This window comes from Gluconobacter wancherniae NBRC 103581 (assembly GCF_007988885.1).
In the GTDB taxonomy this organism is placed as follows: domain Bacteria; phylum Pseudomonadota; class Alphaproteobacteria; order Acetobacterales; family Acetobacteraceae; genus Gluconobacter; species Gluconobacter wancherniae.
In genome coordinates this window covers 1,163,438-1,189,034 of the sequence record NZ_BJUZ01000001.1, presented here as the reverse complement: position 1 = coordinate 1,189,034, position 25,597 = coordinate 1,163,438, and the positions used below count along the sequence as shown (strand labels likewise).

Here is a 25,597-nt window from a genome sequence, read left to right as displayed (position 1 = left end):
TTTAGGGGTGGAGTGTCGGGATTAAACCTGACATTTCCATGATCTCTCTTGAATGATTAATGCTCTCCGTCACACGCAGAGCTGCGTCGAGTGCGCGGATGCCTGCCTGTGCATCAACAAGGATTGTTGCCCCGTGCAGACATGATGCTGCGAAAGCATCATGTTCGGCAGTCAGGTTGTCGTGGTCCTGCCAGCTCACGGCCTCACGTCGGAATCCACCCGTACCCGGCAGAGGTATCCCCCTTTCTTTGCTGATGAAGCTGAGTTTACGCTCCATGAAGTCGGCGGAAAGGTATCCGTCTTGTGAGAAAACTCGCATACGGCGTTCAGTTTTAAGTGAAATTCTGCTTGCGGTTATGGCTGCAACACATCCGTTTTCAAAGCGTACGCGCGCATTTGCGATATCTTCATGCTGACTTGAAACAGCTGCACCCAGAGCGTCTATCGACACAATCGGGCTATCGACGATGGCGAGTACAAGATCCAGATCGTGAATCATAAGATCCAGAATGACCGAAACATCCGTACCCCGTGGCTTGAACGGAGCAATGCGCGTTGCTTCAATATAGAGAGGACGCTTGATCCGTTCAGTGATTGCGTGATGTTCGGCGGAATACCGTAACAGGTGGCCAACTTGCAGCACGCAGCCCGAATCGTATGCAAGTCTTGCTAGCGCGTGTGCTTCTTCCAGCGTGGCGGCGATAGGTTTTTCGACCAGAACGTGGCGTTTGTGTTCGAGTGCCTGACTGGCCAGTCTGAAATGATGCTCCGCCGGTGCTGCGATAATGACAGCATCAACCTGCTCCAGAAGGGCCTCATAGCTCTCCATGAAGGCGCAGCCGGCTTCTTTCGCAACAGTCGCAGCGCGGGCGGGGTCTGGGTCATAGAGACCAATCAGCATCTCGGCCGGGTTGGCCTTCGCCTTGAGAGTATGGAATCGTCCAAAATGGCCGGCACCGACGATGCCGACCCGCAACTGTCGCCGGTCATTCATGGAGTACAGGCTTATCAGGCATGCGTCGCACTGCAAACGGCGCGATCGTACTTCCTGCGAAAGGTTGCATCTGTAAGGTGGAAACGGCATGGTCCCGACCATATTTCCGACCTGTCCCAACCCGCCGAGGACGTCTCGACACGTTATGATGTATTACAGTCGGCTCAGATTGCTGGGCGTCGCAGGCATCTGCCTGATTGGCGTTCTGCTTTGTCTGCCCAATTTCCTGAATGCCCCTTCATCCTCCCTGCCCTGGCGGCAGGTGCATCTGGGGCTCGATCTGCGTGGCGGTTCGTACCTCCTCCTCCAGCTTGATATCCAGTCTCTGGAGCATGATCGTTTGCAGTCCCTGCAGGATCAGGCGCGTCAGGCATTGCTTGATAAGTCTCTGGGATACCGAGACTTTCAGCACGACGATAAGTCTGCGTCCCTGAGCTTCGCAGCCCGCTCCGATGCCGAACTGGCTTCTGATCTTGAGGCAATGAAGGCCCTTCCTGCTGCTGTTCCAGGTGAATTTACGGTTGCCCAAAAGGATGGTCGTATTGTTCTGGCCCTACAACACGATGCCATGCTGGCGCGTGCCAGGGAGGCCGTTGCGCAGTCCATCGAAATCGTTCGCCGCCGTATCGACGCTACGGGTGCCATCGATCCAAGCATCGCCCGGGAAGGTGATGACCGGATCGTTGTGGAACTCCCGGGCGTTAGTGATCCTGAGCGAATCAAGACCCTTCTGGGAACTACAGCCAAGCTGACATTCCGTCTGCTGGCTGCCAATCCGAATGAGGCCGGTCCGGGCGCTACAATGCTCGATGATGAGGAAACGCACGGTAAACTCGCGGTTCAGGATCATGTGGACGTCGATGGTACTGCCCTGACCAATGCGGGTGCGGTCATTGACGAACAGACTGGCGGCTGGGCGGTAACGTTCAAGCTCAACTCTGCGGGTGCCCAGTCCTTTGCAAACGTGACGCGCACCAATGTTGGTAAGCGTTTTGCGATCGTACTGGATAACAAAGTTATCGAAGCTCCGAACATCATCAGCCCGATCACGGCTGGCAGCGGGCAGATTACGGGTGGATTTGATGCGCGCAGCGCCTCGGATCTGGCTCTTCTGCTTCGTGCGGGTGCCTTGCCCGCGCCGCTCTCTGTAATTGAGCAGCGCACGATCGGTCCGAGCCTTGGAGCCGCCTCCATTCATGCTGGTGTTATCAGCCTGGGTGTCGGTTTCCTGCTCGTTGTCGTGTTCATGGTACTGTTTTACGGGCGGTTTGGCCTGTATGCGGATGTCGCGCTTTTCGCAAACCTAATCCTGATGCTTGCGATCCTGTCTCTTTTTCAGGCAACGCTAACGTTGCCAGGTATGGCCGGTATGCTGCTGACGCTGGGTATGGCGGTTGATGCTAATATCCTAATCAACGAGCGCATCCGAGAAGAGGTGAAACGTGGACGTGCACCGCTTCAGGCTCTGCAGGCAGGTTTCGAGCGTGCGACCAGCACCATCATTGACAGTAACGCTACCGCTTTTCTGGCGCACGTAATGCTGTTTGTGTTTGGTACAGGCCCTGTCCGCAATTTTGCCCTGACGATCACCATCGGTATCATTACAACCCTCTTCACGACGCTTGTGCTCTCCCGGGTGCTTGTTGTGCGGTGGTATGCCCTCGCCCGTCCCAAAGAACTTCCGGTCTGAACGCCATGCTGTCCCGTCCCTTGTTCCGTTTCGTCCGTGATGACCGACGCATCAACTTTATGCGTGGCCGTCATATGGGGCTCATCGTTTCGGCGGTTCTCTCCATTGCTTCCGTCATCCTCTTTTTTGAACCTGGCCTGAAGCTTGGGCTGGATTTCCGTGGCGGTGTCGTCGTGGAGGCTCAGACCCCGGCTGTTGCTGATTTCGGTCAGTTACGAACGGCGCTGGAGCATGCTGGTATCCACCCTGACACCGTTCAGGCTTTCGGCTCCCCGCGTGACGTGCGTATTTCCATAAGCGCCCCGCAGGGTGCGGACCGTGAAGCGCAGACCCAGAAGCTTGTAGATGGTGTGAAGAACGCCATCACGCAGGCTGTCCCCGGAACGCAGGTTCTGCGTGCTGATGCTGTTGGTGCGTCCGTCTCGTCTGAACTTTTCCGTGACGGTCTTCTCGCGCTGGGTTTCAGTCTTGCGATGATCCTGATTTACATCTGGTTCCGTTTCGAGCGGGAATTTGCGATCAGTGCTGTGGTCACGCTTATCCTGGATCTAACCAAGACGATCGGCTTTCTGGCCATCACGCGCTTCGAGTTTGATCTGGTGATGGTTGCGGCGCTGCTGACCATTTTGGGATATTCCACCAACGACAAAGTGGTGGTTTATGATCGTATCCGTGAAAACCTTCGTAAATATCGCACAATGCCTCTGCGCGAGTTGCTTGATCTCTCAATCAACGAGACGCTGAACCGTACGCTTGGTACGTCCATGACGGTCTTCCTTGCTGCTCTGCCGCTCGCATTGTTTGGCGGAAGCACCCTGACCGGCTTTGCGACTGTCATGCTGTTTGGCATTGTTGTGGGAACGTCATCATCGATTTTCATCGCTGCGCCCCTTCTGCTTCTAATGGGAGAGAAAAGGTTGCGCCGTGAAGTTCCGATGACTTCTCAGGACTGAATAATCCTGTCTCTCAGTTCATAAAAAAGGGCCCGATGCTTAATGCACGGGCCCTTTTTTGTTATGGATCAGGTAGGATGGTCAGCGCGGCAGGGCATCTAGAAAATCTGTCAGGGCCGTATCGGCCTTGATGTTATCCCGCGATGTCTGTCGTTCTAGAGCCGTAAAAACGGCCTTCTGTGCACTCAGGTCCACCGCTGCAATCTGCTGGATGTTCTGCGGTTTGATCTGGCCGGACATAACCGCACCGCGCGCCATGCCATGAGCAACCAGATAGGCATAAAGCCGCGCATTGGGTGACGGCGGAACGCCGTGGTGAGGCGGAGTTCCGGCGCATGCAGAAAGAAAGCCTCCCATGACGAGTATGAGGCAGATCTTGCGAGCTGCGATTCTCGAATGGGAAGCTTTCAGCAACATCAGGAAGAAGCCTTGCCGGCGAGCAGGTCGCGAATTTCGGTCAGCAGAATTTCTTCCTTTGTTGGTGCAGGAGGGGCTGCAGGAACTGCATCTTCCTTGCGGTGCAGCTTGCTGAGGATGCGTGTCAGCCAGAAAATGAAGAAGGCCACGATCAGGAACTGGAACACGGCATTCAGGAAGACGCCGATATTCAGTGTAACTGCACCAGCCTTCTGTGCTTCAGCCAGAGTATCCTTAACCGGTCCTTTAAGGGTTATGAAGATATTGGAGAAATCAACACCGCCGGTTAGCAGGCCGATGAACGGCGTGAGGATGTCCTTGACTGCACTGCTGACGATGGCACTGAAGGCCGCACCGATGACAACACCGATTGCGAGGTCAAGAACGTTGCCGCGCATAATGAATTTCTGAAAGTCGGAGAGCCATCCGGGTGTGTGGATGGTGCGTTTTGTTTCGCTCATTTTGAACCTTTCTCGAGTTTGCCACTAAGCGCGGCAGCGGGTCGGAAGTTCTTACCCGCATCTTAATAAGGCATACCGGGAGAAAATCAGTCCGAAAAGCCTCCTTTCATCCTGCGTGCGTTTCGGTTATACGCCCCAGATGATTCGCTCCGGTCGGTATCGGAGTTTTCTTTATGGAGTAGAGCCTCATGAAGTCCGGCATTCATCCCGACTACCACGAAATCAACGTCATCATGACCGATGGCACTGAATATAAGACGCGTTCGTGCTACGGCGCACCTGGCGCGACCCTGCGTCTGGACGTTGATCCGAAGTCCCATCCGGCATGGACCGGTGTGCAGCGTATGATGGATACGGGCGGACAGGTTGCCAAGTTCAACAAGCGTTTTGCTGGTATCGGCACCCGCAAGTAAGAACAGGCTCTCCCTTCTCCGGCGCATAGTACCTCTTGCAATGCGCCGTGCAGAGCCCATCTGGAATAGTGTCCACGATGCCTTTCGGGTCGTGGACATTAAACCTATCGCAGTTCGCCGTTCAGGGAGCTGTTGACCAGATGAATCCTGCCTAGGAGGAGGTTTCTATGACATACGACTTTACGCCGCTTTTTCGCAGCGCAATTGGTTTTGACCGTCTTGCCCGTATGGCTGGCAATGCCGCCAATGCACAGGCAATTCCGAGTTATCCCCCTTATAATATCGAAAAAACGGGTGATACAGACTACGCTCTGACCATGGCTCTTGCTGGATTTGGTCCTGAGAATGTCGAAGTTACACTTGAAGACAATACGCTCGTAATCCGTGGCAGCGTACCAGAAAACTGCAAGAATCGTGACTGGCTTCACCGCGGCATCGCGACCCGAGCATTTGAACGTCGTTTTGCACTGGCCGAGCACATCGAAATCGAGCGTGCTGATCTGATGAACGGTATGCTGTCAATTTCGGTGAAGCATCTTGTGCCGGAGGTTGCGAAGCCTCGTCGGATTGCGATTGGTACGGGAACTGTCAGTAGCGGTCAGAATATAACGTCCTCCACAGCAGAGCCTTCTTCACAGGCGGCTTGATGGTATTTTGAAGGGGCGTCGCATGGGCGTCCCTTTTTTATGAATGTGTTTTCGATCTTGACCCGATGGGTCGCCCTGCCCCATACCCGTCCTATTATTGCTGTGCATCCTGCAGGTGCCGCGATCATATCCTGAGCAAGGATTTCCTTCTCTGGGTCAGCCAATCGGTGCCTGCGCGTCTGCCGGCACCTCTGCGCCCCGAAGGAAAGCATTGACATGACCCTGCCGCTGATGCCCAAGGCTACGGCCGTCTGGCTGATTGAAAAAACCGGCCTGACTTTCACGCAGATTGCCGAGTTTTGCGGGATGCATCCGCTTGAGGTTCAGGCTATTGCTGATGGTGAAGTCGCTGGCGGAATCAACGGCTATGATCCTGTAAAAAATCATCAGCTTGCCCAGAGCGAAATTACCCGCTGCGAAGCAAACTCTGATGCACGCCTCAAGATGCTCGCTTCTGCAAGCCCAGTTGCACGTCGTGCGAAGGGCGCGCGTTATACCCCGGTGGCCAAGCGTAATGACCGCCCCGATGCAATAGCGTTCGTTCTTCGCCAGTTTCCCCAACTTTCTGAAATTCAGATCGTCAAGCTGCTGGGTACGACCAAGGACACCATTATCAAGGTCCGTGATCGCCAGCATTGGAACAGTGCGAACATCAAGCCGCGCGACCCGGTTATCCTTGGCTTGTGCACGCAGACCGATCTGAACGCTGCTGTTACTGCTGCAAACGAACGCCTTGCACGTGAGGGCCATGCCCTTCCGGTTGTGGCGGATTTTGATCTGCACGAGAACGACCCGTCCTGAGGTTCATAGTGGCGCAGTAGATAAACTGCTGTGCCACTCTGGCGTTCGGCGCATCGATCATGATACTCCTCACAGTGTAGCCGACCATGCTGCGAGACAGTTTTTGTCCGGATTTCGGGACCGATTGCGATGCTGATCGAGAACAACACAATGTTGAGACGTCTTCACGAGCTCCGCAGTGAACACCGCGATCTTGATACGGTCATCGAACGGCTTGTGAACCACCCTTTCAATCAGCTTCAGCTCCAGCGTCTTAAAAAGCGCAAGTTGCAGCTCAAAGATGAGATATCCTGGATTGAGACCCGTCTCATCCCGGATGACATTGCCTGAATGAGCGACATCCTTTCCGAGACCGATAACCTTCAGGACACATCGCCTCTGCGCGTTGGCGTCATCATGGGAAGCCAGTCTGACTGGGAGACCATGAGACACGCCTGCGATGTCCTGGATGAGCTGGGCATAGCGCATGAACGTCGCATTGTTTCGGCGCACCGCACGCCTGATCGCCTTGTCGAATATTCAAAAACCGCCAAGAAACGTGGTCTTCATGTGATCATCGCTGGTGCTGGTGGTGCGGCCCATCTTCCGGGAATGTGCGCTGCCTGGACGACGCTGCCTGTGCTTGGAGTTCCTGTGGAGAGCCGTGCTCTTAGTGGTCAGGACAGTCTGTTGTCCATCGTTCAGATGCCGGGGGGTGTTCCTGTCGGCACGTTAGCTATCGGTAAAGCTGGCGCAACGAATGCAGGCCTGTTGGCAGCTTCTATCCTTGCGCTTTCCGATTCAAGTCTGGGCGCGCGTCTGGAAGCTTGGCGGGCCACTCGCACGGCCGCCGTTGCGGACGCTCCTTCGGAATGACACAGCAGGTTTTTCTGCCCGGTTGCACGATTGGCATCGTTGGTGGTGGTCAGCTTGGGCGAATGTCTGCCATGGCTGCAGCCAGACTTGGATATCGCGTTCATATTCTCAACCCTGCGGAAACGGGTCCAGCCTCTGAGGTTTCGGCTTCGGTAACCGTGGGGGCTTATGATGACCCGGAAGCGCTGCGGGATTTCGCATCGCGCTGCGATGTCGTGACGTTCGAGTTCGAGAATATCAGCGCAGAAGGGCTGGCGTTGCTGGCTGAGCACCGCCCCGTTCGGCCAGCCGGTAGTATTCTGAGCATCAGTCAGGACCGGATCGTCGAGAAAACCCGTCTTTCGAAGATTGGCATTCGACTTGCGCCGTGGATGGCAGTTTCCGGACCTGATGATCTCACAAGACTAACGGAGATCGGTTTTCCGCTCATCCTGAAAACCACCCGTTTTGGATACGACGGCAAGGGTCAGTTCCGGGTGGCAGATGAGGCTGCTCTGGCAGGCCTGCAGGATCTGCCTTACCCGCTGGTTGCCGAGCGCATGGTCGATTTTGAGCGTGAACTGAGTGTCATGGTTGTGCGTGGCATGGATGGCACTGTGCGTTGCTTTGATACGGTCGAGAACCGTCATCGGGATGGTATTCTTGATATCACTTTAGCGCCTGCCCCGGTGATGCCGGATCTTGCTGTTGAAGCGCAACAGATCGCTAGCAAAATCGCTACGGAACTGGGGCTTGTTGGCATCATGGGCGTCGAGATGTTCCATGCTGCTGATGGCAGTTTGCTTGTGAACGAAATTGCCCCTCGTCCGCATAATTCAGGTCACTGGACGATGGATGCTTGCCTGATCGACCAGTTTGAAATGCATATCCGTGCGGTGGCGGGTCTTCCTCTGCCACATGCACGCCGCCATTCGGACGCTGTCATGCACAATCTGATTGGCCCGCAGGATATGGAACGCGTTCCGGCCATTCTTGCGGCAGATGGTATGGCTTTGCATTTATACGGCAAGAACGAAGCGCGGCCAGGACGAAAGATGGGGCATGTGAATACCCTGTTTCCGCGTGGCGCCTTGCCGGGAGAGCTGGCGCTCGAAAGCCTTCTGCCAGCCTGATTGGTCCAAGGCTGCCTTACAGAAAGCCGTTGCGGCGGAAACTTGTATGGCAGCCGTTTCCGATAATCAGATGATCGATAACTTCTATCCCCACGACTTCAAGCGCAGCCCTCACCTGCTGCGTCATCTGTAAGTCAGCTTCGGATGGTGTTGGATCTCCACTCGGATGATTGTGCACCAGAACCAGGCCGGACGCACCGATCTCCACGGCACGTCTGGCCACTTCGCGTGGATAGACAGGGGTGTGATTGACGGTTCCGCGGGCTTGAGCTTCGTCCGCGATCAGGCTTTTTTTCTCATCGAGGAAAAGAATGCGGAATTGCTCTATGTTCTCGCGTGACAGGCGTGCCGTAAGATAATCCAGCAACTGCCGTTCGCTTCCCAGAATATCTTCAGGCGGGAGGCGCGCATGATTGTAGCGCAATGCGCTCTCCTGAAGAACGCGAAGCATGGGCAGCATATGAGCACCCATATTTTTTATCCCGCCCAGTTCCCTGTCCGTAGCGGTGAGGGTTCCGGCCAGTGAACCAAAGCGGGTGTGCAGCACTCTGGAAAGGTCTTCTGCTTCTTTGATCCGCCCGGTGAAGAGGGCTGTCATAAGGTTCAGGAGGATGGAATCTTCGAGATAACGTCCTCGTCCGGTCAAAAGGGCATTCTGGGGGGAGAGGCTTTGTGTCTCAGAGCTAGCGGGTGTTTCTGGTTGAGGATGGATAATCAGCATCCCGTCCTCAAATCCATCATTTATCTGTTCAGTGCTCACAGGAGATGCTCCTGCCTAAGGCTTACAGGGGGGCCCTCACCTACGATCATGACGTCGTGCAGGGTTACAGAAAGTGGGCGCATGGCAAAATCCAGCAGCCTTGCATCCTGTGAAAATGTTTTTGCTGCTTTTCCCGGGCGCACGTGAAAGCCGATAAGAGCTGTAGCGTGTAGGGCAAGCGCCCTGATGGCGATTTGACGGTTCGTGGAGGTCTGCTCGGTTTGCTCCGGAGCAGCTTCATCTGCCAAAAGACGATTGCGATTATCGAGGTACAGAAGGCGGAACTGGCCATTTATTGCGCCTGTCATCGCCGCATCCAGATATGCCAGAAGCTGTTCCCAGTTTCCCAGAACCGGGCGTGTATGGAACTCGGCTGTGGCGAGGCGCTCGGCTGCAACTCCGGGCAGACGGAGGGCTCTGATCGTATCATCGTTGAGTCCTGCAGCGCGGAGGCTCTGTGTTGGGGCACGAAAAACCTCAATAAGACTTCCAAAATGTGAAATGAGTCCCTTCGCGAGAGGCTTGGTGTCCTTGCGAGGAATTCCCAGAAAAAGAAGCATTTCCAGAAGCTCATAATCTGCGAGGGAATTCGCACCATTTGTCAGAACGCGGTTACGCATTCGGGCACGATGCCCCTGCGGTCCGGTGCCGCGTGAAAGATCAATCTGGGGATACGTGTTGGCCATGAGCGCATCTCACTCTATATCGGGAGTGTGCCGCAAGACCCTCTGATCCCCACTCCCGACTATCTCGTCCGCCTCAACCCGGAACAGAGACGTGCCATCGAAATTACCGAGGGCCCTCTTCTGATTCTTGCCGGAGCCGGAACGGGAAAGACACGCGTCCTGACCACGCGATTTGCCCATCTTCTGCTGACGGGGCGCGCATACCCGAGCCAGATACTGGCGGTGACATTCACCAATAAAGCTGCGCGTGAAATGCGTGAGCGTGTCGGGGCTATTCTGGGGGAGCCTGCGGAAGGTCTGTGGCTTGGCACATTTCATGCCATCTGCGCGCGAATGCTGCGCCGGCATGCCGAATATGTAGGGCTCAATAGCGGATTCACCATTCTCGACACGGATGACCAGCTTCGCCTCCTCAAGCAGGTGATGGAGCCGTGGCGAATTGACACCAAGCGCTGGCCCCCCAATCAGTTGTTGGGTGTCATTCAGCGTTGGAAAGACCGGGGCCTTACGCCAGACCGGGTGACTTCTGCCGAAGACAGCGATTTTGCAAATGGGCACGCCCTTGCAATTTACCGAGCTTATCAGGAACGCCTTACAGCGCTGAATACCTGTGATTTCGGTGATCTGATGCTGCATGTGACCGAAATTTTACGGACACAGCCCAATGTACTCGCTCAGTACCACCGTATTTTTCGCTACATTCTGGTGGACGAATATCAGGATACGAACACCATCCAGTATCTCTGGCTGAGGCTTTTGGCAAAGCGGGAAAGTGGTCCATCCAACATCGCGTGCGTGGGAGACGACGATCAGTCGATTTATTCCTGGCGTGGTGCTGAGGTGGAAAATATTCTTCGCTTTGAGAAAGATTTTCCCGGCGCTCAGGTCGTACGCCTTGAGCGGAATTACCGCTCTACTGTTCAGATCCTCGCCGCTGCCGCAGGACTTATCGCGCATAACGATGGGCGTTTGGGCAAAACCCTTCGTCCCGGCCGCGATGATGCTGAGGGAGAGCGGGTCCAGATCATTGGCGTTCGCGATTCGGATGAGGAAGCTCGCGTTGTTGCCAGTGCGGTCGAACGTCTCCGTGGGAACGGGCATGCCCTTTCTGAAATCGCCATCCTTATGCGCGCCGGATTTCAGACGCGGCCGTTTGAAGAGCGCTTGATGATGATGGGCCTTCCTTACCGGATTGTCGGTGGGCAGAGGTTCTATGAGCGTTCTGAAATACGCGACTGTCTCGCGTATATGCGGGTCCTCGCGCAGGGATCGGATGATCTGGCGTTTGAGCGCATCGTCAATGTACCCAAGCGAGGCGTGGGCGCTGTGGCCGTGCAGAAACTCCATGTGCAGGCACGTTCTCTGAATGGGCCTCTGACAGCGGCTGTACGTTCGCAGCTTTCTGGTGGCGCTTTAAAGGGAAAGTCTCGGGAAGCACTCGCAGGCCTAATGGACGCATTTGACCGTGCTTTTGCGGTTGTGGAAACCGAGGGGCATGTCGTTGCGGTAGAGCAGTTGTTGGAAGACAGCGGCTATCTGCAGATGTGGCGCGATGACCGATCGGTTGAAGCACCGGGTCGTCTGGACAACATCCGTGAACTGCTGCGCGCGATTGGCGAATTTGGCACTTTGCCCGAGTTTCTGGAACATGTGGCACTTGTCATGGACATGGAAGGCGACACGTCCGAAGACAAAGTCAGCCTGATGACACTGCATGGCTCAAAGGGGCTGGAGTTTGACACCGTCTTCCTGCCGGGTTGGGAGGAAGGCGTTTTTCCCTCCCAGCGCTCACTGGACGAAGGAGGAAACCGCGCGCTTGAGGAAGAACGCAGGTTGGCATATGTCGGCCTTACACGCGCCCGTAAGCGCGCGATCGTCCTTCATGCTGCAAGCCGCCGCATCTACGCCAACTGGCAGGCCTCGATGCCGAGTAGGTTCATCGAAGAAATCCCCGCCGAATATGTGGAGGTCAGTGGGCAAACCAGCGAAAATCGCAGGCATGCCTCTGCTGCGCCTTCCATGTTCGCTACGGGGCCGCTGACCAGTAGCCGACCATCCGGTTTCCGCCCGCCTCGCCCAAAGGTCACGGCACTGAAATCCGGTCCTTCGATTGGTGTTGGTGCAACAGTCTTTCATCCGAAATTCGGTGAGGGTGTTGTGACGGGGGCTGAAGGCGATAGGCTTGAAGTCAATTTTGAAAATGGCGGCGTAAAGCGCGTCATGGCGAGTTTTGTGGAGATCAGATCGTGATGGCACCCCGCAGCATTGGCAGGCGCCATGCCAGTGCACTTGAAACCCTTTCCATCACGGTTGAAGAGCCGCTGGTCCCGCTGTTCGAGCAGGTCCTGATGGCTGTCTGTGAGACGGTTGGTATTTTCGAGGCTGATGATGAGCAGAAATACTGGCGTATCGAAGGCGTAAAGGACATCGGGCGTAAGGAAGAAGAGCTGGAGAATGCTCTCACTCTTGCGCGTCTGGTGACCGGTTGTGATGCCGAACTCCACCGTACTCCAACGGAGGCTGAGGGTTGGTTGGCGCGAACTTATGAAGCCTTTCCCCAGCAGGATGTCGGCAAGCGTTTCGCCATTCGTGGCACGCATCTTCATGGAGCGCCGGACAATTCGCGCCTGACCATTACGCTGGATGCAGGCATTGCCTTTGGGTCTGGCGAGCATGGCTCAACCCGTGGATGCCTGCGCGCGCTGGAGATGGTTGCGTACCGCAATCCGCAAAAAATTCTCGATATGGGTTGCGGATCCGGCATTCTGGCTATGGCGGCTGCCAAGCTTCTCCATCGGCCTGTTCTGGCGGTTGATATCGAACCCTGGTCGGTACGGGTGGCGAAATCCAATGCCCGGCTGAATGGTCAGGGCAATATGCTGGATTGTCGTTTTGGAAATGGTTGGAATACCACTACTGTGCGTGCCAAAGCGCCATATGATCTGGTATTTGCCAACATCCTCGCGCGGCCGCTGTGTCGGATGGCGCAGTCTTTGGCACTCAACCTTGCGCAGGATGGCACGGCTATCCTGGCAGGTTTGCTCTATAGTCAGGCACGCATGGTGATGGCGGCCCATCGCCGTCAGGGCCTTGTGCTGGAGCGAATGCTACGCGAAGGCGACTGGGCAACACTTATCATCCGTAAACGCGGCTGACATCATGGTCATTTCGATCCGTGACGCCAATCTGGGAGACCTGCCTTCCATTCTGGCAATCACTAATCACGCGATCGAAAATACCGACGCGATATGGCTCAACAGCCCCTTTACGCTGGAGGCGCGCAGGAACTGGTTTGAAAGTCGTCGGGCCGATGGCTTTCCGGTACTGGTGGCGTGCGATAGTGCCGGGTCCGTCTTGGGGTTTGGCTCTTACGGGCATTTTCGTGCCTATGAGGGCTATTCCAGAACGATCGAACATTCCGTGTACGTTGCGCCCGCGGCCCAAAGGCTCGGCATAGGTCAGAAGCTGCTCTCGGCTCTGATTGCACAGGCGCAATCTGGTGGATTTCAGGTGATGGTTGCGGCCATCACTGCTGGCAATGAGGCCTCGGTTGCCATGCATCGTAAAGCCGGTTTTCTGGATGGCGGCCTGTTGCCACGGGTTGGACGAAAATCCGGCCGCTGGCTTGATCTCAACCTCATGTATCTCCCTCTCGACCCGCAATCTGAAACGGCAAAGGACAATTCATGAAGCTCTCTTCCATTCCGCTGAATGAGCGCCCTGCTCTCGTTCGCAAGGCATGCGTCACACTCGGTGTTGCGGGCTTTATCATCCCGCGCGGCGATGAATATCTTGGTGAATATGTCGCCCCTTGTTCCGAGCGCCTTGCATGGCTTACGGGTTTCACGGGAAGTGCCGGGCTGGCGATCATTCTGCCCGCTGTGGCCTGCGTTTTCTCCGATGGACGTTACACGGTTCAGATGGAAGAACAGGTTCCGGCAGATCTGTGGGAGCGACGGCACGTTGTTCTGGAGCCTGCATCAGACTGGCTCTCCGCGCATGCTCAGGGCCAGAAAGTCGGTTACGATCCCCGCCTTGTCAGTCAGTCCATGCTTAATGCCTGGAAAGCTCCAAATGTTGAGCTTGTTCCCATGGCGATCAATCCGATCGACAGCGCCTGGAGTGATCGTCCTGCCGCCCCTGCGGGACCTGTGCAGGTTCAGCCAGATGATCTGGCTGGAGAGAGCAGCGCGAGCAAACGGGCGCGTCTGGCTTCTGCCTTGAAGCAGGCAGCTCAGGACGCGATGATCATTGCTGATTGCACCTCCCTTGCCTGGCTGCTCAACATCCGTGGCAGTGATGTGCCCATGACGCCACTCGTGCATGGCTACGGTATTTTGCATGCAAGCGGAAAGGCTGAACTTTTCGTAGATCCGGTTCGCGTCCCAGTTCTTGTCTCGGGTGTCCTTGGCGAAGATGTCTCCATCCGGCACCCATCGGAGCTTGAAGCGCGTCTTGCGGCACTCTCCGGAAAATCCGTACGTGTTGACCCGACGACGACACCCGTCTGGTTTTCCACGACGCTTGAAAATGCTGGTGCACAGGTATCCTGTGGTGGCGATCTCTGCACATTGCCAAAAGCCATCAAAAACAGTGTCGAGCAGGACGGAGCCAGACGAGCCCACGCTCTCGATGGTGTTGCGCTTGCCCGCTTCCTGCAATCTGTAGAAAAATCCGGAACGGGACTGCATGAAACCGATCTTGTCAGCAGGCTCGATGGCGTTCGCGCTCTTGCCGCGGAGTATCGAGGGCAGAGTTTCGATGCGATTTCTGCAGTAGGACCGAACGGTGCCTATCCGCATTATCGTGCTGAAATTGGGCGTGACCGTATTCTGGAAGATGGAAGTGTCTATCTGATTGATAGTGGTGGTCAGTATCCATTTGGTACGACTGACATTACGCGGACGCTCTGGGTTGGTAGGAACCCGGCCCCTCAGCACGTCCGTGAGGCTTTTACACGAGTTCTTAAGGGTAACATTGCGCTTTCCCGCGTGCGGTTTCCTGTTGGTACCCCAGGCTACCGTCTGGACGCGCTTGCGCGCTCGGCTCTATGGGAAGCTGGGCTGGATTACGATCATGGTACAGGCCACGGAATTGGCAGTTATCTGTCCGTTCATGAAGGACCGCAGAATATTTCCCCGGCTCCCCGCCCGACGGCGCTTCAGCCCGGAATGATTGTCTCCAATGAGCCTGGGTACTACGAGCTCGGCCAATATGGCATCCGAATTGAAAACCTTCTGCTTGTGAAGGAGAGCACTATACACGGGTCGGCAAAGCCATTTCTTGAATTTGAAGTCCTGAGCTTTACTCCAATCGATAGAAATCTGATTGATGTAGAGCTGTTGGACGAGGTCGAACTCAAATGGCTTAACGACTACCACGCTGAAGTTCAGCGTCGTGTATCACCCCATGTGGATGCAGATGTTCAGAGCTGGCTTGAAAAAGCCTGTGCCCCCCTGAAACATTAAGATGGGTCGCGCATAAACTCTTTCTTTATCTTTCCCGGTCATACATTGCGTCATGACCGGGAAATTCTTCTTGATGATGCTTGTCGGGGCGTCTGTAACTTCTGTGGCAAGCGCTGTAGAGCCGGAAGCGTTATGTGAGCAGGCCGTTGCCCTTGCAGAGCAGCAGCGCGGAATTCCCGGGCGCCTTCTGGTCTCAATCAGTCATGTGGAAAGTGGTCGCAGAGATCCTCTAAGCGGGCATTTTGGTGCGTGGCCCTGGACGATCAATGCACAGGGACAAGGCTATTTTTATAATAGCAAGGAAGAAGCCATTATTGCTGCCCGTGCATTTCAGGCTCAGGGTATCACCTCGATTGATGTGGGGTGTATGCAAATTAACCTCCATCATCATCCAGACGCTTTTGCTTCCTTGGATGAAGCTTTTGATCCGATGAACAATGCCCGTTATGGGGCACAGTTTCTGACAAGCCTTTTCTCGCAGTCTCATGCGTGGCCAGCCGCTGTCGCAGCCTATCATTCTCTCACGCCTGGTCTGGGCGAGGACTATGCACGGCACGTTCTTGCTGTATGGAACGGCACCTCTGCGGCCACACCATACTCCCTGCCTGTTGTTCAGGTCCCGAGTGGGTTTGGCGGAGGGTATGCGAGCCGCCCATTTGCGCCAAACGCAGTCAGCTACGCAGCGCCCGCACGTATCATCAGACATAATTTTAGCAGCGGAAATTCTGGATTGCCCCACGTTATTTCGGGACGTGATCTGAACTCATACCGATCTGCTACCGTCAGGCTTGCATGGCAGAGGTAGAAGTTTTCTATGCTTGGTGTGATGATTGTCTGCTTAACGTTACGTATTTCTTTTTGATTTTCGTGAGAGGCGATTGAGGCGCAGTTGTTCACGGCGAGCTTCCCGTTGCATTGCAGGATCTCCCTTCTGCTGCTGCAAAGAGATTTCACGGGTCATCTTCACCCAGTTATTCCAACGTCGTTCATCGAGCCTGCCGTCCTCACAAGCGGCGCGGACAGCGCATCCAGGCTCCGATTCATGCTGGCAATTCCGGAAGCGACAATCCTGGGCGAGAGCCTCAACTTCAAGAGCAAAATCTCCGAAAGCCGCAGCAAGGCCCTCGCTGGCATTGACCATGCCCAGTTCCCGCATACCCGGCGTGTCAATGAGCAGACCGCCCGATGGAAGGCAGACGAGTTCTCGGTGCGTTGTAGTGTGACGCCCCTGCCCGCCATGAGCTGATACAGCACCGGTGGCAGCATGCTCCGTTTTAAGCAGGGCATTCAGTAAGGTGGACTTACCTGCACCAGAACTTCCCACCATGACACCAGTGCGGTGCCCGTCCAGATAAGAGGCTATTTCCTGAAGGCCAAGTCCTTTTGGAGAAGACACAATTTGCAGATCGATTGACGGAGCACAGTCTCTGACTGCGGACACGATAGGCGTAATATCATCGCACAGATCTGCTTTGGTCAGCACAATGACGGGTTTGGCACGGCTCTCTTTGGTGAGAGCCAGATAACGTTCAAGGCGCGAAAGATTGAAATCGCTTCCCATAGTCATAACAAGATATGCGACGTCTATATTAGCGGCGATAACCTGCAATTGTGTCCTCTTGCCCACTTCCTTTCGGACAAAGCAAGTTGCTCGAGGTAGCACTGCATGAATGGTTGCACGTTGCTCATCCAGACGCGGCAAGCAGACGACCCAGTCTCCTATCGCAGGCCTGTCTAGTGGATTTGACGTGTGGAGCAGTCGACCCGCGCTATCTGCCTGAAGGAGACCTGTCTCCGTGATGACACCCAGCAGGCCGCGTTGTTGCGCTACGACGCGACCGACAAGCATCTCACTCCCGGCATATTCCTGGAAAGCTGACGCTGTCTCTTCGTTCCAGCCATAAGAGGTCAGTAGGGTCAGAAAATTTTCCTTCAAGGCGAAATGATTTTTGTCTGCATGGCCAGAGATCTGACTTGGACCGGATCTCAGGTACATGAAGATATTAGCTTATTTTGTTCTCGTCGTTAATGAAGGGATTGATCTCCCAAAAAAAGAAAATTTCGAAAATGCGTTTTTTCTATGAATGAAAAACAAATATTTATAAATTGATATGCAGGTATATCTGGATTGAAGCTCTGATCCCTCTGGTAAAAGAGGGATCAGAGCTTCAATTAAAGTAATGCGAGAGATAAAGGTCTTAGTTTTTTAATCAGCCCCTTGTCTCATGATGCTCTGGCAGCAGCTTTGGCGGCTAAGATTTCCTCCTCAGTCCAGATTTTGCGCACGCGTACTTTCTGAGGTTTGATCTTTTTAGCTGGGCCGCCCCCCAGAACCGGGGCGCGCATGGTGGAGTTACGAGCGTCTTCGGAGTGCCACTGATGATCTGTGTGAACGGTCAGGCTACGGCCGATCTCTCGCTCGACGTCATGCAGCCATGCACGCTGTTCAGCGTCGCATAGCGTGACAGCAAAGCCACTGCGACCAGCTCGGCCAGTACGGCCAATGCGGTGGACATAACTTTCAGGAAGGCTTGGAAGATCGTGGTTGAAGACATGGGTGACGGTGTCCACGTCAATGCCACGTGCTGCGATATCCGTTGCGACAAGCACCTGAACGGTCCCATCGCGAAACGCATTAAGCGCCCTCTCCCGCTGTCCTTGCGACTTGTTGCCGTGTAGAGCCTCGGCTGTAATGCCTGCTTCAGTAATGAAGGCGCAAACTTTGTTGGCGATATTTTTCTGCAACGTGAAGACCACTGCCTGACCCATGCCCGGTGTTTCCAGCTGCGCCAGAAGTGCTGCTTTCTTATCGGCGGCATTCAGGAACATGACTGACTGTTCGATCCGGTCAACAGTGCTTGAAGGTGGTGCAATTTCGACTTTGGCCGGGTCACGAAGAAGACTGTCGACCAGAGCTGTAATGGATTTCGGCATTGTAGCCGAGAACAGGATTGTGTGGCGGTCTTTCGGGAGTGTCGCAACAATACGCTCGATGGGTTTGGCGAACCCCATATCGAGCATCTGATCGGCCTCATCAAGAACAAGGGCTTCAAGCTGCGATAGATCACAGAGGCCCTGCTCGATCAGGTCGAGAAGTCTTCCGGGTGCTGCAACGAGGATATCCACGCCGTCCTTGAGGGCATTGACCTGATGAAACTGGCTGACGCCTCCGAAGATAGTCGTCACATTGAGGTTAAGGTGACGACCAAAGCTTTGAAAACCATCTGCAATTTGCGAAACCAGCTCACGTGTCGGTGCCAGAACCAGAACGCGGGCTCCTCCCTTGGGCGCAGGGCGCGGAGTGGTAGTGAGGCGGTGTAGCAATGGGAGAGCAAAAGACGCCGTCTTGCCCGTCCCGGTCTGTGCCATTCCCAGAAGATCGCGGCCTTCAAGCAGGAAAGGTATCGATTGAGCCTGAATGGGGGTCGGCTGGACGTAACCCGCTTCAGTGAGTGCCTGTAAAAGCGAGGGTGCCAGAGAAAGATCAGCGAAAGTTGTTGTCATGGTCACAAGGCGCCTCCAGCGCTTACTAAAATTGCGCCTTGAAGGGCTCTGCAAAAATGGAAAGCGGACTTTTATGGAGGATGCCATACTGCGTCAACGCGAAAACGCTCAGCGTTTCAAGGTACGGGCGCTGTTCATGGTGTTCTCTACATTGGTGCTTACATCTTTATCAGGGGCTGAGCGCTCTTCAAGGTCGCTAACACCAATCCAAGCGACCTTGAGTGGACTGAGTGCCTTGTCAGGCCATCAGTGTGATGAAATAAAGACGGTCCTATCGCATGGATAAGGCGCTCTTCTTTGTCCCCTTGAGAATTCGATGGGCGATCTTCCGCGCTTTTCGACGTTCAAGACGCTCTTTCATGGCCATTTTTTCGTAGCGTATGCGCTGGCGGATCCAGTTAAGCAGGCCTGATGCCGTCAAAACTGCGATGCCAATGAAAGTCCATCGATCGATTGGCTGTTTGAACACTAGGTAGCTCAACGCTACGCCCCATGCCATCTGACTATATTGCGGCAATGCTACGCGGTTTGCTGGAGCCCGTGCTGTTGCGAGCATCATGCAGAGCTGGCCAAGAGCGGTCAGAAATCCATATCCAAACAGGAAAATCCAGATTTTTGGATGAGCGGGCCATTTGGCGTGAGCTATCATTAGTAGCCCGTTCCCCACCAGCACACCCATCAGGCTTGAACCGAACAGCGATAATCTCACGGTTTCCTTACTGGCGAGGCGATAGGCAATCACACTACCCGCATTCGCACAGGCCGCCAGAAATGCGCATAGATGGCCAAGATTGAGCGGTCGCATTCCGGGTCTCAAAACAATGAGGACGCCCGCAAAGCCAAGAGCCACAGCTAGCCAGGCCCAGATTGTTACTTTTTCCTTGAGGAGGATGACCGAAAGGATCGTGACGAAGAGCGGCATGAGAAATGTTATCGACAATGCTTCGGGCATCGAGAGCAACATGAATGCTTCAACACTCGCGGCCGTTGCGACAAAGACGCACATGGCCCGCAATAGCCACATTCCACGAAATTTTGGACGAACGATGTCCAAGTAGGATTCATGCCGCTTGCGAATGAAGGGAAGAATGAGGCAACCGAAAACTCCTCCGAAAAATGCTACCTCAAAAGGATCAAGACTTCCGTCGAGCAATTTGGAAAAGGCATCGCTGATCGCGAACGCTGCATAAGCTCCGAAAGCCAAGGCCATTCCGGAGAAGAGGGTTTTTGTGTCCATAAGACGCTGGGACTCTGATGGGAGGAGAGAAGAAGCTTGCTAAAGGATTACCGTTGGAAGCCTCTGGACGAAGAGAAAGTGCATAAATTTGAGTGAGGCATCGGTAATTTCGGTGAGGCTTCTTAAGGGGGCTTCTATAGAAATTCAAACCTATTTCAGGAGATTTGAGATTTTTATTTTAAAAATATCTGATAAAATGAATAATAACATAAAAATTTATCTAATTAACATTAGAATGGTTATATAAAAAAGATTAATACATATATCGTTATTAGAGTGATGTAGAGAATATTTCCATGGTGTCGATTTATTTGATATTTTTTTGGTAAAGTTTGTCGGTCAGGGGCCGACAATTCCCCAAATCTACTCTGACGTCTCAGGTTCGTCGAGTGGTAGTATTTCCGGCTTTATTTTAATATAATTACTTTCCAAATTTGTATTACGCATTGAATAAACTTAACAAATTTCACTCAGTGACTAGAATTGTCATAAGTGTTTGTTTTGCGGGTAAAGGCTGTGGTCTTTAATTATTTATCGAAGTTATCACGCCAGTTTCATAACTGACAAAAGCACGCAGTGCAGCAAAGACATTAACGGCGATGCCGTTGCATCAATAGATTATTTTTAATGCGTGCTGGCGGAGGGGATGGGATTCGAACCCACGATAGGGGTCAACCCCCTATAACGGTTTAGCAAACCGCCGCCTTCAGCCTCTCGGCCACCCCTCCGCATTTTAACGCAGTTTACACGGCGTTTGCAGGAGCGTTCTTAGGGGGGAACCGTGCGTTGGTCAAACCCCCTAAGCGCATTTTTTTAGTCTATCTTACTCAGCAAGCAGCTTTTTGAGCATTTCATTGACGAGCGCCGGATTGCCCTTACCCTTCATGGCCTTCATCGTCTGTCCCACGAAGAAGCCAAAGAGCTTGTCTTTTCCGGATTTGAATTCCGAAACTTTATCCGCGTTGTTCGCAAGGATCTCGCGGATCGCAGTTTCGATGGCTCCAGTGTCTGTAACCTGGCGCAGCCCTTTGCGCTCCACGATTGCCGCTGCCGAATCGCCAGTTTCGACCATATCTTCCAGAACTTCCTTCGCGATCTTTCCGTTGATCGTGGAATCGGAGATCAGTGCCAGAAGCTCACGGAGAGAGGATGCACTTACCGGGCTGTCTTCAATAGAACGACCCGTACGGTTGAGGGCGGCGAAGAAGTCACCCAGCATCCAGTTCGTTGCCAGGCGGGCATCTGCACCCTTGGCAACTGTTTCATAGAAATCCGCAATCGCCTGCTCGGCCACCAGAACGCCAGATTCGTAGCGGGTGACGCCATACTCACGCTCAAGGCGATCACGTTTGTCTTCCGGTAGTTCTGGAAGTGCGGCTTTGAGTTCATCGACCCATGACTGCTCAATGATCAGTGGTAGTAGATCAGGGTCAGGGAAATAGCGGTAGTCATGAGCGTCTTCCTTGCTACGGAGAGAGCGCGTCTCGCTGCGTACGTGATCAAACAGGCGTGTTTCCTGATCGACCTCGCCCCCCTCTTCCCAGATCTGAACCTGACGCTGTGCCTCGACCTCAATGCATTGCATCACGTAGCGGATCGAGTTGACGTTCTTGATTTCGCAGCGTGTACGGAACCCATCTTCTCCCGGTTTGCGGACGGATACGTTGACGTCTGCACGCATGGAACCTTCTTCCATGTTGCCGTCACATGTCCCGAGATAGCGTAGGATTTGGCGCAGCTTGCGCACATAAGCGCCCGCTTCTTCCGGTGATCGAATATCTGGTTCGCTGACGATCTCCATCAGGCAGACACCGGCACGGTTCAGGTCAATGAACGAGCGTGTAGGGTCCTGATCGTGGATCGACTTTCCGGCATCCTGCTCAAGGTGGAGGCGTGTCACTCCGATTTCACGGGTGCTGCCGTCGGCCAGATCAACGATAACCTTGCCAGTGCCGACAATAGGGTGCGCGAACTGGCTGATCTGATAGCCTGTAGGCAGATCAGCATAAAAATAGTTCTTACGATCAAAACGGCTGAACAGGTTGATCTGTGCGTTCAGGCCGAGACCTGTGCGCACTGCCTGTGCCACGCATTCCTGATTTAGAACCGGAAGCATGCCCGGGAAGCCCGCATCAATCGTACTGACATGCGTGTTCGGTTCACCGCCATACTCTGCGGATGCTCCGGAAAACAGCTTAGCCTTGCTGACGACCTGTGCGTGGACTTCAAGCCCAACAACGATTTCCCACTCGCCAGTGTTGCCGGTGATACGATAGCTCATGCCGACACTCCTGCGTGGATCGTAGGTCTATGGTTGAAGGATGCTGCCTGCTCAATCACGTGACCGGCTGCGAGAAGCGTCTCTTCGTCAAAGAACTTGCCGATCAGTTGCAGGCCAAGAGGTACGCCATGTGCGTCCAGCCCTGCCGGAACTGAAAGTGCCGGTACGCCAGCCATGCTTGCGGGAACTGTAAAGATGTCGTTGAGGTACATCTGCACGGGATCTGTAGGCTTTTCGTCCTGAGCAAAAGCACCTGATGGGGCCGTTGGTGTCAGGATAACGTCTACGTTCTCGTAGGCATTCAGGAAATCGCGCTGGATCAATGTGCGGACTTTCTGCGCGCGCAGATAATAGGCGTCATAATATCCGGATGAGAGGACATGCGTGCCAATCAGGATCCGGCGCTTCACTTCGTCGCCAAAGCCTGCAGCGCGTGTGGCTTCGTACAACTCGTCCAGCGATCCACCGTGATTGACGCGTTCGCCAAAGCGTACGCCATCATAACGCGCAAGGTTGGAAGAGGCCTCTGCGAGAGCTGCAATGTAGTAAGTTGGCAGACCATATTTGGTATGTGGCAGGGAAATATCGACAATCTCCGCCCCTGCTGCGCGCAGCCAGTCAATGCCCTGCTGCCAGAGTGCTTCGATTTCTGCAGGCATGCCATCAGCATGATATTCACGCGGAATACCAACCCGAAGGCCCTTCACGCCGCGGCTCAAGGCAGCTTCGTAATTGGGTACGGGTGTATCGACGCTTGTTGAATCACGCGCATCGAATCCTGCCATGGATTCCAGCATGATCGCGCAGTCCCGAAGGTTTCGGGCCATGGGGCCAGCCTGATCAAGGGAGCTTGCGAAAGCAATTGTTCCGAAGCGAGAGCAGCGGCCATAGGTCGGTTTCACGCCAGCAATGCCCGTGAAAGCAGCAGGCTGACGAATGGAGCCGCCAGTGTCCGTACCGGTCGCTCCCAGAACAAGTCCAGCCGCTACTGCCGCCGCAGATCCCCCGGAAGAGCCTCCGGGAACAAGCTTGGCGTCAGAGCCCTTACGCTTCCATGGGTTTTCGACTGGGCCGAAAGCCGATGTCAGGTTGGCCGAACCCATTGCAAATTCATCAAGGTTCAGTTTGCCGAGGAAAACCGCACCATCACGGAGCAGGTTCGAGGTCACCGTGCTTTCATATGGAGGGACGAAATTTCCGATAATCTTGCTGGCAGCCGTTGTACGGACACCCCTGGTGCAGAACAGGTCTTTGATACCGAGTGGAATACCACACAGCTTTCCCCCCTCACCCTTTGCAAGAGCTGCATCAGCAGCTTTGGCAGATTCGCGGGCAAGGTCTGGGGTGCGGGTAATGAAGCTGTTCAGGCGTCCATCAAGGCGTTCGATTGCATCAATATATGCATTCGTCAGCTCGACGGCTGAAATCTTGCGCGCTTTAAGGGCGTCCCGGGCGGAAGCAAGTGTAAAATCGTGAATCCCGGACATTATTCAACCACCTTGGGAACAGTGTAGAACGGACCCTCACGGTCCGGAGCATTGGAGAGGACATCGTCGCGGCGGTTGCCGTCTGTGACGCAGTCTTCCCGCAGGCGAGGCTTTGCCAGTCCGGTGCCAATCATCGGCGGGACATCGGTGACATCGACCTCGTTGAGTTGTTCAACCCAGTCGATGATTGATCCCATATCCTGACGGAGGGCATTAACCTCCTCCGGGGCCAGGCCAATTCTGGCCAGTCTGGCAATGCGCGTGACCGTCTTCGCGTCGAGCGACATGAACATTCCTGAGAAAAGAGCAAATATATGGTGGCCTTTCGGCCCTCAGTGGGATCATAACGCCGGGCTATGCCCCTGTTCAATCCACATGACCTTCGTAATGCTCTCAAGTCCGGTTATCGCGTGCTTGGCATTGACCCCGGCTCAAAGACAATCGGTGTTGCCCTGTCTGATGTTTCCCTCATGCTGGCATCGCCGCTGATCGGGCTTAAGCGTCGGAAACTAGGAGAAAATGTTGCGGATATCGCGCGCATCATGGGGCGTGAGCAGATTGGTGGCCTCGTTGTGGGGTTGCCATTATCGCTGGATGGGTCTTTCGGGCCTGCGGCCAGATCAGCTTCGGACTGGGCGGAAGCGTTGTCTGAACGTCTCGATCTGCCTGCGTGCATGTGGGACGAGCGCCTCTCCTCCAGTGCCGTCAACCGCTTTCTGATTCAGGATGCAGACATGACTCGGGGTCGCCGTGCGGAAGTGGTGGACAAGATGGCCGCCTCTTACATGCTTCAGGGCTGGCTGGACGCAACGAGAAATGAGAGCGCCACGAAGTTCTGATTGAGTGCTTTGGTTACAGAGTGCCTTGAATGTTTACAGTGTTGGTCTGTTTTCTTCGTATGTGAAGGTTCAGGGTGCAGGAGTCTTGAGCTTCAAAGGACCACCGTCATGAACCGTTATTTTATGATTGCGGCGTTCTTTGTTTTTGCAGGCGGATGTTCCCATCAGCCTGCGGATAACAGCCGCTCCGCGCTCCTGCGGCCTGTGAAGGGTGTCGATAATGATCAGTCGTCGTCGCGTCAGTCACCTAATCTTCACAAGATTCATGGCCAGATGTCCATGAGTGCGGGGATGGGTTCGGGTGGAAACCAGCTTGGCGGTATTTCTCCTGGGTTGATGCCTGAGGGCATGTAAAGGCTACGTTCTTTACGGATATTTTGTGCGAGATCACTATAACAATGAATTTTCCCCGCATCTCCATACGGTATTGCACCCAGTGCAACTGGCTTTTGCGTTCCGCCTGGCTGGCTCAGGAACTACTCTCGACTTTTGGTCAGTCTCTTGGAGAGGTTGCACTCGTTCCGGATACAGGTGGATGCTTTGAAATCCACGTTAATGATACTTTGATCTGGGAGCGTAAAGCGGATGGTGGTTTTCCCGGTGCCAAGGAACTGAAGCAGCGTGTTCGGGATATTATCGAACCGGAGCGCGATCTTGGGCACTCGGACCGATAGATCGCGATTGACACGCCCTCCAAATGCGCATCACCTCCGTGCAGAAGGAGTATGACCATGACAGACGAAGAAATCGCAGGCTATCTGATCCGTCGTGAGCTAGAGAATGGCGAAGACGAATTTTGGAATGTGACCGAAGAGTGGGTTGCTGATCCTGGTGACGCAGAACTCTACGAGCACGAAAAAGATGCGCAGGCGACCGCCGAGGGGCTGCGCAGTGATGACACCCTTCTGATCGTCGTTGAAGAAGTTATCTATGATGACGAAGAAGATGAAGATTTCGAAGACGTTGAGGAAGAAGATAAAGAATAATTTGTA

General features: G+C 54.4%; 28 protein-coding genes and 1 tRNA gene. 17 read left to right on the top strand and 12 right to left on the bottom strand.

Going from position 1 to position 25,597, the window contains the following annotated elements; genetic code table 11:
* Position 1: 1 nt before the first annotated feature.
* Entirely contained in the window at positions 2-994 is a 993-nt protein-coding gene (locus tag GWA01_RS05540; RefSeq protein WP_146794783.1) for a Gfo/Idh/MocA family protein, read from the bottom strand.
* Positions 995-1,142: 148 nt separating this feature from the next.
* On the opposite strand from GWA01_RS05540, the gene secD reads away from it, so the two are divergent.
* Both secD and secF read left to right on the top strand, forming a co-directional pair.
* Positions 1,143-2,684, top strand: a complete 1,542-nt coding sequence (secD, locus tag GWA01_RS05535) for a protein translocase subunit SecD (protein ID WP_146795570.1) — start codon at positions 1,143-1,145, stop codon at positions 2,682-2,684.
* 5 nt (positions 2,685-2,689) lie between these two features.
* The gene (secF, locus tag GWA01_RS05530) at positions 2,690-3,637 is read left to right on the top strand and encodes a protein translocase subunit SecF (RefSeq protein ID WP_146794782.1); all 948 of its coding nucleotides are present in this window, start codon (positions 2,690-2,692) and stop codon (positions 3,635-3,637) included.
* Positions 3,638-3,718: 81 nt separating this feature from the next.
* Here the strand turns inward: secF and GWA01_RS05525 are convergent, their stop codons facing one another.
* Both GWA01_RS05525 and mscL read right to left on the bottom strand, forming a co-directional pair.
* The gene (locus tag GWA01_RS05525; protein WP_146794780.1) at positions 3,719-4,054 is read right to left on the bottom strand and encodes a hypothetical protein; all 336 of its coding nucleotides are present in this window, start codon (positions 4,052-4,054) and stop codon (positions 3,719-3,721) included.
* Positions 4,054-4,515, bottom strand: coding sequence for a large-conductance mechanosensitive channel protein MscL (mscL, locus tag GWA01_RS05520; RefSeq protein WP_146794778.1), 462 nt, complete (start codon positions 4,513-4,515; stop codon positions 4,054-4,056). Before mscL ends, GWA01_RS05525 begins: the two co-directional genes overlap by 1 nt.
* Before the next feature lie 188 nt (positions 4,516-4,703).
* Here mscL and rpmE point away from each other — a divergent pair, with 188 nt between their 5' ends.
* The 6 genes from rpmE (at position 4,704) to GWA01_RS05490 (ending at position 8,343) form a co-directional block, all read left to right on the top strand.
* A complete protein-coding gene (gene rpmE, locus GWA01_RS05515; RefSeq protein WP_146794776.1) occupies positions 4,704-4,928 on the top strand; it encodes a 50S ribosomal protein L31 in 225 nt (74 codons plus the stop codon).
* A gap of 167 nt (positions 4,929-5,095) precedes the next feature.
* Positions 5,096-5,575 carry an Hsp20 family protein gene (locus GWA01_RS05510; protein WP_186819470.1) on the top strand — a complete coding sequence of 160 codons (480 nt, stop codon included), beginning with the start codon at positions 5,096-5,098 and terminating at the stop codon, positions 5,573-5,575.
* Positions 5,576-5,791: 216 nt separating this feature from the next.
* On the top strand, positions 5,792-6,376 hold the full coding sequence (locus GWA01_RS05505) for a DUF1013 domain-containing protein (protein WP_146794774.1): 585 nt from the start codon (positions 5,792-5,794) through the stop codon (positions 6,374-6,376).
* Positions 6,377-6,505: 129 nt separating this feature from the next.
* Positions 6,506-6,706, top strand: coding sequence for a YdcH family protein (locus GWA01_RS05500; RefSeq protein ID WP_146794772.1), 201 nt, complete (start codon positions 6,506-6,508; stop codon positions 6,704-6,706).
* Positions 6,707-7,231 carry a 5-(carboxyamino)imidazole ribonucleotide mutase gene (gene purE, locus GWA01_RS05495; RefSeq protein ID WP_146794770.1) on the top strand — a complete coding sequence of 175 codons (525 nt, stop codon included), beginning with the start codon at positions 6,707-6,709 and terminating at the stop codon, positions 7,229-7,231.
* On the top strand, positions 7,228-8,343 hold the full coding sequence (locus GWA01_RS05490) for a 5-(carboxyamino)imidazole ribonucleotide synthase (RefSeq protein ID WP_146794768.1): 1,116 nt from the start codon (positions 7,228-7,230) through the stop codon (positions 8,341-8,343). The genes purE and GWA01_RS05490 overlap by 4 nt, the downstream gene beginning before the upstream one ends.
* A 16-nt stretch (positions 8,344-8,359) precedes the next feature.
* Here GWA01_RS05490 and GWA01_RS05485 read toward each other — a convergent pair whose 3' ends face one another.
* The gene (locus GWA01_RS05485) at positions 8,360-9,103 is read right to left on the bottom strand and encodes a JAB domain-containing protein (protein ID WP_229315979.1); all 744 of its coding nucleotides are present in this window, start codon (positions 9,101-9,103) and stop codon (positions 8,360-8,362) included.
* Positions 9,100-9,789 (bottom strand): JAB domain-containing protein, encoded by a 690-nt coding sequence (locus GWA01_RS05480; RefSeq protein ID WP_146794767.1) that lies wholly within the window; start codon positions 9,787-9,789, stop codon positions 9,100-9,102. The genes GWA01_RS05485 and GWA01_RS05480 overlap by 4 nt, the downstream gene beginning before the upstream one ends.
* Before the next feature lie 27 nt (positions 9,790-9,816).
* Between GWA01_RS05480 and GWA01_RS05475 the strand changes: the two genes are divergently transcribed.
* From GWA01_RS05475 to GWA01_RS05455, 5 genes are all read left to right on the top strand, one after another.
* On the top strand, positions 9,817-12,039 hold the full coding sequence (locus GWA01_RS05475) for an ATP-dependent helicase (RefSeq protein WP_146794766.1): 2,223 nt from the start codon (positions 9,817-9,819) through the stop codon (positions 12,037-12,039).
* Positions 12,039-12,944, top strand: coding sequence for a 50S ribosomal protein L11 methyltransferase (locus GWA01_RS05470; RefSeq protein ID WP_146795565.1), 906 nt, complete (start codon positions 12,039-12,041; stop codon positions 12,942-12,944). The genes GWA01_RS05475 and GWA01_RS05470 overlap by 1 nt, the downstream gene beginning before the upstream one ends.
* Positions 12,945-12,948: 4 nt before the next feature.
* Positions 12,949-13,479 carry a GNAT family N-acetyltransferase gene (locus GWA01_RS05465; RefSeq protein ID WP_146794765.1) on the top strand — a complete coding sequence of 177 codons (531 nt, stop codon included), beginning with the start codon at positions 12,949-12,951 and terminating at the stop codon, positions 13,477-13,479.
* Complete coding sequence (locus GWA01_RS05460; protein WP_146794764.1) at positions 13,476-15,257, top strand: aminopeptidase P family protein; 1,782 nt, start codon at positions 13,476-13,478, stop codon at positions 15,255-15,257. The genes GWA01_RS05465 and GWA01_RS05460 overlap by 4 nt, the downstream gene beginning before the upstream one ends.
* Positions 15,258-15,330: 73 nt before the next feature.
* Positions 15,331-16,062, top strand: a complete 732-nt coding sequence (locus GWA01_RS05455) for a transglycosylase SLT domain-containing protein (protein WP_228118368.1) — start codon at positions 15,331-15,333, stop codon at positions 16,060-16,062.
* Between the two features lie 39 nt (positions 16,063-16,101).
* On the opposite strand, the gene rsgA is transcribed toward GWA01_RS05455, so the two are convergent.
* The 7 genes from rsgA to gatC all read right to left on the bottom strand — a co-directional run bounded on the left by rsgA (position 16,102) and on the right by gatC (position 24,053).
* The gene (rsgA, locus tag GWA01_RS05450) at positions 16,102-17,253 is read right to left on the bottom strand and encodes a ribosome small subunit-dependent GTPase A (RefSeq protein WP_146794761.1); all 1,152 of its coding nucleotides are present in this window, start codon (positions 17,251-17,253) and stop codon (positions 16,102-16,104) included.
* Positions 17,254-17,480: 227 nt separating this feature from the next.
* Positions 17,481-18,761 carry a DEAD/DEAH box helicase gene (locus tag GWA01_RS05445; RefSeq protein ID WP_146794759.1) on the bottom strand — a complete coding sequence of 427 codons (1,281 nt, stop codon included), beginning with the start codon at positions 18,759-18,761 and terminating at the stop codon, positions 17,481-17,483.
* A gap of 271 nt (positions 18,762-19,032) precedes the next feature.
* Complete coding sequence (locus tag GWA01_RS05440; RefSeq protein WP_228118367.1) at positions 19,033-19,998, bottom strand: DMT family transporter; 966 nt, start codon at positions 19,996-19,998, stop codon at positions 19,033-19,035.
* A 635-nt stretch (positions 19,999-20,633) separates the two neighbouring features.
* Positions 20,634-20,726, bottom strand: a tRNA-Ser gene (locus GWA01_RS05435).
* A gap of 95 nt (positions 20,727-20,821) precedes the next feature.
* Entirely contained in the window at positions 20,822-22,279 is a 1,458-nt protein-coding gene (gatB, locus tag GWA01_RS05430) for an Asp-tRNA(Asn)/Glu-tRNA(Gln) amidotransferase subunit GatB (protein WP_146794756.1), read from the bottom strand.
* Positions 22,276-23,766, bottom strand: coding sequence for an Asp-tRNA(Asn)/Glu-tRNA(Gln) amidotransferase subunit GatA (gatA, locus tag GWA01_RS05425; RefSeq protein WP_146794754.1), 1,491 nt, complete (start codon positions 23,764-23,766; stop codon positions 22,276-22,278). Before gatA ends, gatB begins: the two co-directional genes overlap by 4 nt.
* The gene (gene gatC / locus GWA01_RS05420; protein ID WP_146794752.1) at positions 23,766-24,053 is read right to left on the bottom strand and encodes an Asp-tRNA(Asn)/Glu-tRNA(Gln) amidotransferase subunit GatC; all 288 of its coding nucleotides are present in this window, start codon (positions 24,051-24,053) and stop codon (positions 23,766-23,768) included. The genes gatA and gatC overlap by 1 nt, the downstream gene beginning before the upstream one ends.
* Positions 24,054-24,122: 69 nt before the next feature.
* Between gatC and ruvX the strand changes: the two genes are divergently transcribed.
* The 4 genes from ruvX (at position 24,123) to GWA01_RS05400 (ending at position 25,591) form a co-directional block, all read left to right on the top strand.
* Positions 24,123-24,605 carry a Holliday junction resolvase RuvX gene (gene ruvX, locus GWA01_RS05415; protein WP_146794750.1) on the top strand — a complete coding sequence of 161 codons (483 nt, stop codon included), beginning with the start codon at positions 24,123-24,125 and terminating at the stop codon, positions 24,603-24,605.
* 108 nt (positions 24,606-24,713) lie between these two features.
* Positions 24,714-24,959, top strand: coding sequence for a hypothetical protein (locus tag GWA01_RS05410; protein ID WP_146794748.1), 246 nt, complete (start codon positions 24,714-24,716; stop codon positions 24,957-24,959).
* Positions 24,960-25,003: 44 nt separating this feature from the next.
* Entirely contained in the window at positions 25,004-25,279 is a 276-nt protein-coding gene (locus GWA01_RS05405) for a SelT/SelW/SelH family protein (protein ID WP_146794746.1), read from the top strand.
* A 57-nt stretch (positions 25,280-25,336) separates the two neighbouring features.
* Positions 25,337-25,591, top strand: coding sequence for a hypothetical protein (locus GWA01_RS05400; RefSeq protein WP_146794744.1), 255 nt, complete (start codon positions 25,337-25,339; stop codon positions 25,589-25,591).
* The last annotated feature ends 6 nt before the right edge of the window (positions 25,592-25,597 follow it).

Coding starts and splice junctions, on each gene's coding strand:
- GWA01_RS05540 (WP_146794783.1), bottom strand. CDS start 994: ATGAATGACCGGCGACAGTTGCGGGTCGGCATCGTCGGTGCCGGCCAT.
- secD (WP_146795570.1), top strand. CDS start 1,143: ATGTATTACAGTCGGCTCAGATTGCTGGGCGTCGCAGGCATCTGCCTG.
- secF (WP_146794782.1), top strand. CDS start 2,690: ATGCTGTCCCGTCCCTTGTTCCGTTTCGTCCGTGATGACCGACGCATC.
- GWA01_RS05525 (WP_146794780.1), bottom strand. CDS start 4,054: ATGTTGCTGAAAGCTTCCCATTCGAGAATCGCAGCTCGCAAGATCTGC.
- mscL (WP_146794778.1), bottom strand. CDS start 4,515: ATGAGCGAAACAAAACGCACCATCCACACACCCGGATGGCTCTCCGAC.
- rpmE (WP_146794776.1), top strand. CDS start 4,704: ATGAAGTCCGGCATTCATCCCGACTACCACGAAATCAACGTCATCATG.
- GWA01_RS05510 (WP_186819470.1), top strand. CDS start 5,096: ATGACATACGACTTTACGCCGCTTTTTCGCAGCGCAATTGGTTTTGAC.
- GWA01_RS05505 (WP_146794774.1), top strand. CDS start 5,792: ATGACCCTGCCGCTGATGCCCAAGGCTACGGCCGTCTGGCTGATTGAA.
- GWA01_RS05500 (WP_146794772.1), top strand. CDS start 6,506: ATGCTGATCGAGAACAACACAATGTTGAGACGTCTTCACGAGCTCCGC.
- purE (WP_146794770.1), top strand. CDS start 6,707: ATGAGCGACATCCTTTCCGAGACCGATAACCTTCAGGACACATCGCCT.
- GWA01_RS05490 (WP_146794768.1), top strand. CDS start 7,228: ATGACACAGCAGGTTTTTCTGCCCGGTTGCACGATTGGCATCGTTGGT.
- GWA01_RS05480 (WP_146794767.1), bottom strand. CDS start 9,789: ATGGCCAACACGTATCCCCAGATTGATCTTTCACGCGGCACCGGACCG.
- GWA01_RS05470 (WP_146795565.1), top strand. CDS start 12,039: ATGGCACCCCGCAGCATTGGCAGGCGCCATGCCAGTGCACTTGAAACC.
- GWA01_RS05465 (WP_146794765.1), top strand. CDS start 12,949: ATGGTCATTTCGATCCGTGACGCCAATCTGGGAGACCTGCCTTCCATT.
- GWA01_RS05460 (WP_146794764.1), top strand. CDS start 13,476: ATGAAGCTCTCTTCCATTCCGCTGAATGAGCGCCCTGCTCTCGTTCGC.
- GWA01_RS05455 (WP_228118368.1), top strand. CDS start 15,331: ATGATGCTTGTCGGGGCGTCTGTAACTTCTGTGGCAAGCGCTGTAGAG.
- rsgA (WP_146794761.1), bottom strand. CDS start 17,253: ATGTACCTGAGATCCGGTCCAAGTCAGATCTCTGGCCATGCAGACAAA.
- GWA01_RS05445 (WP_146794759.1), bottom strand. CDS start 18,761: ATGACAACAACTTTCGCTGATCTTTCTCTGGCACCCTCGCTTTTACAG.
- GWA01_RS05440 (WP_228118367.1), bottom strand. CDS start 19,998: ATGGACACAAAAACCCTCTTCTCCGGAATGGCCTTGGCTTTCGGAGCT.
- gatB (WP_146794756.1), bottom strand. CDS start 22,279: ATGAGCTATCGTATCACCGGCAACACTGGCGAGTGGGAAATCGTTGTT.
- gatA (WP_146794754.1), bottom strand. CDS start 23,766: ATGTCCGGGATTCACGATTTTACACTTGCTTCCGCCCGGGACGCCCTT.
- gatC (WP_146794752.1), bottom strand. CDS start 24,053: ATGTCGCTCGACGCGAAGACGGTCACGCGCATTGCCAGACTGGCCAGA.
- ruvX (WP_146794750.1), top strand. CDS start 24,123: ATGCCCCTGTTCAATCCACATGACCTTCGTAATGCTCTCAAGTCCGGT.
- GWA01_RS05410 (WP_146794748.1), top strand. CDS start 24,714: ATGAACCGTTATTTTATGATTGCGGCGTTCTTTGTTTTTGCAGGCGGA.
- GWA01_RS05405 (WP_146794746.1), top strand. CDS start 25,004: ATGAATTTTCCCCGCATCTCCATACGGTATTGCACCCAGTGCAACTGG.
- GWA01_RS05400 (WP_146794744.1), top strand. CDS start 25,337: ATGACAGACGAAGAAATCGCAGGCTATCTGATCCGTCGTGAGCTAGAG.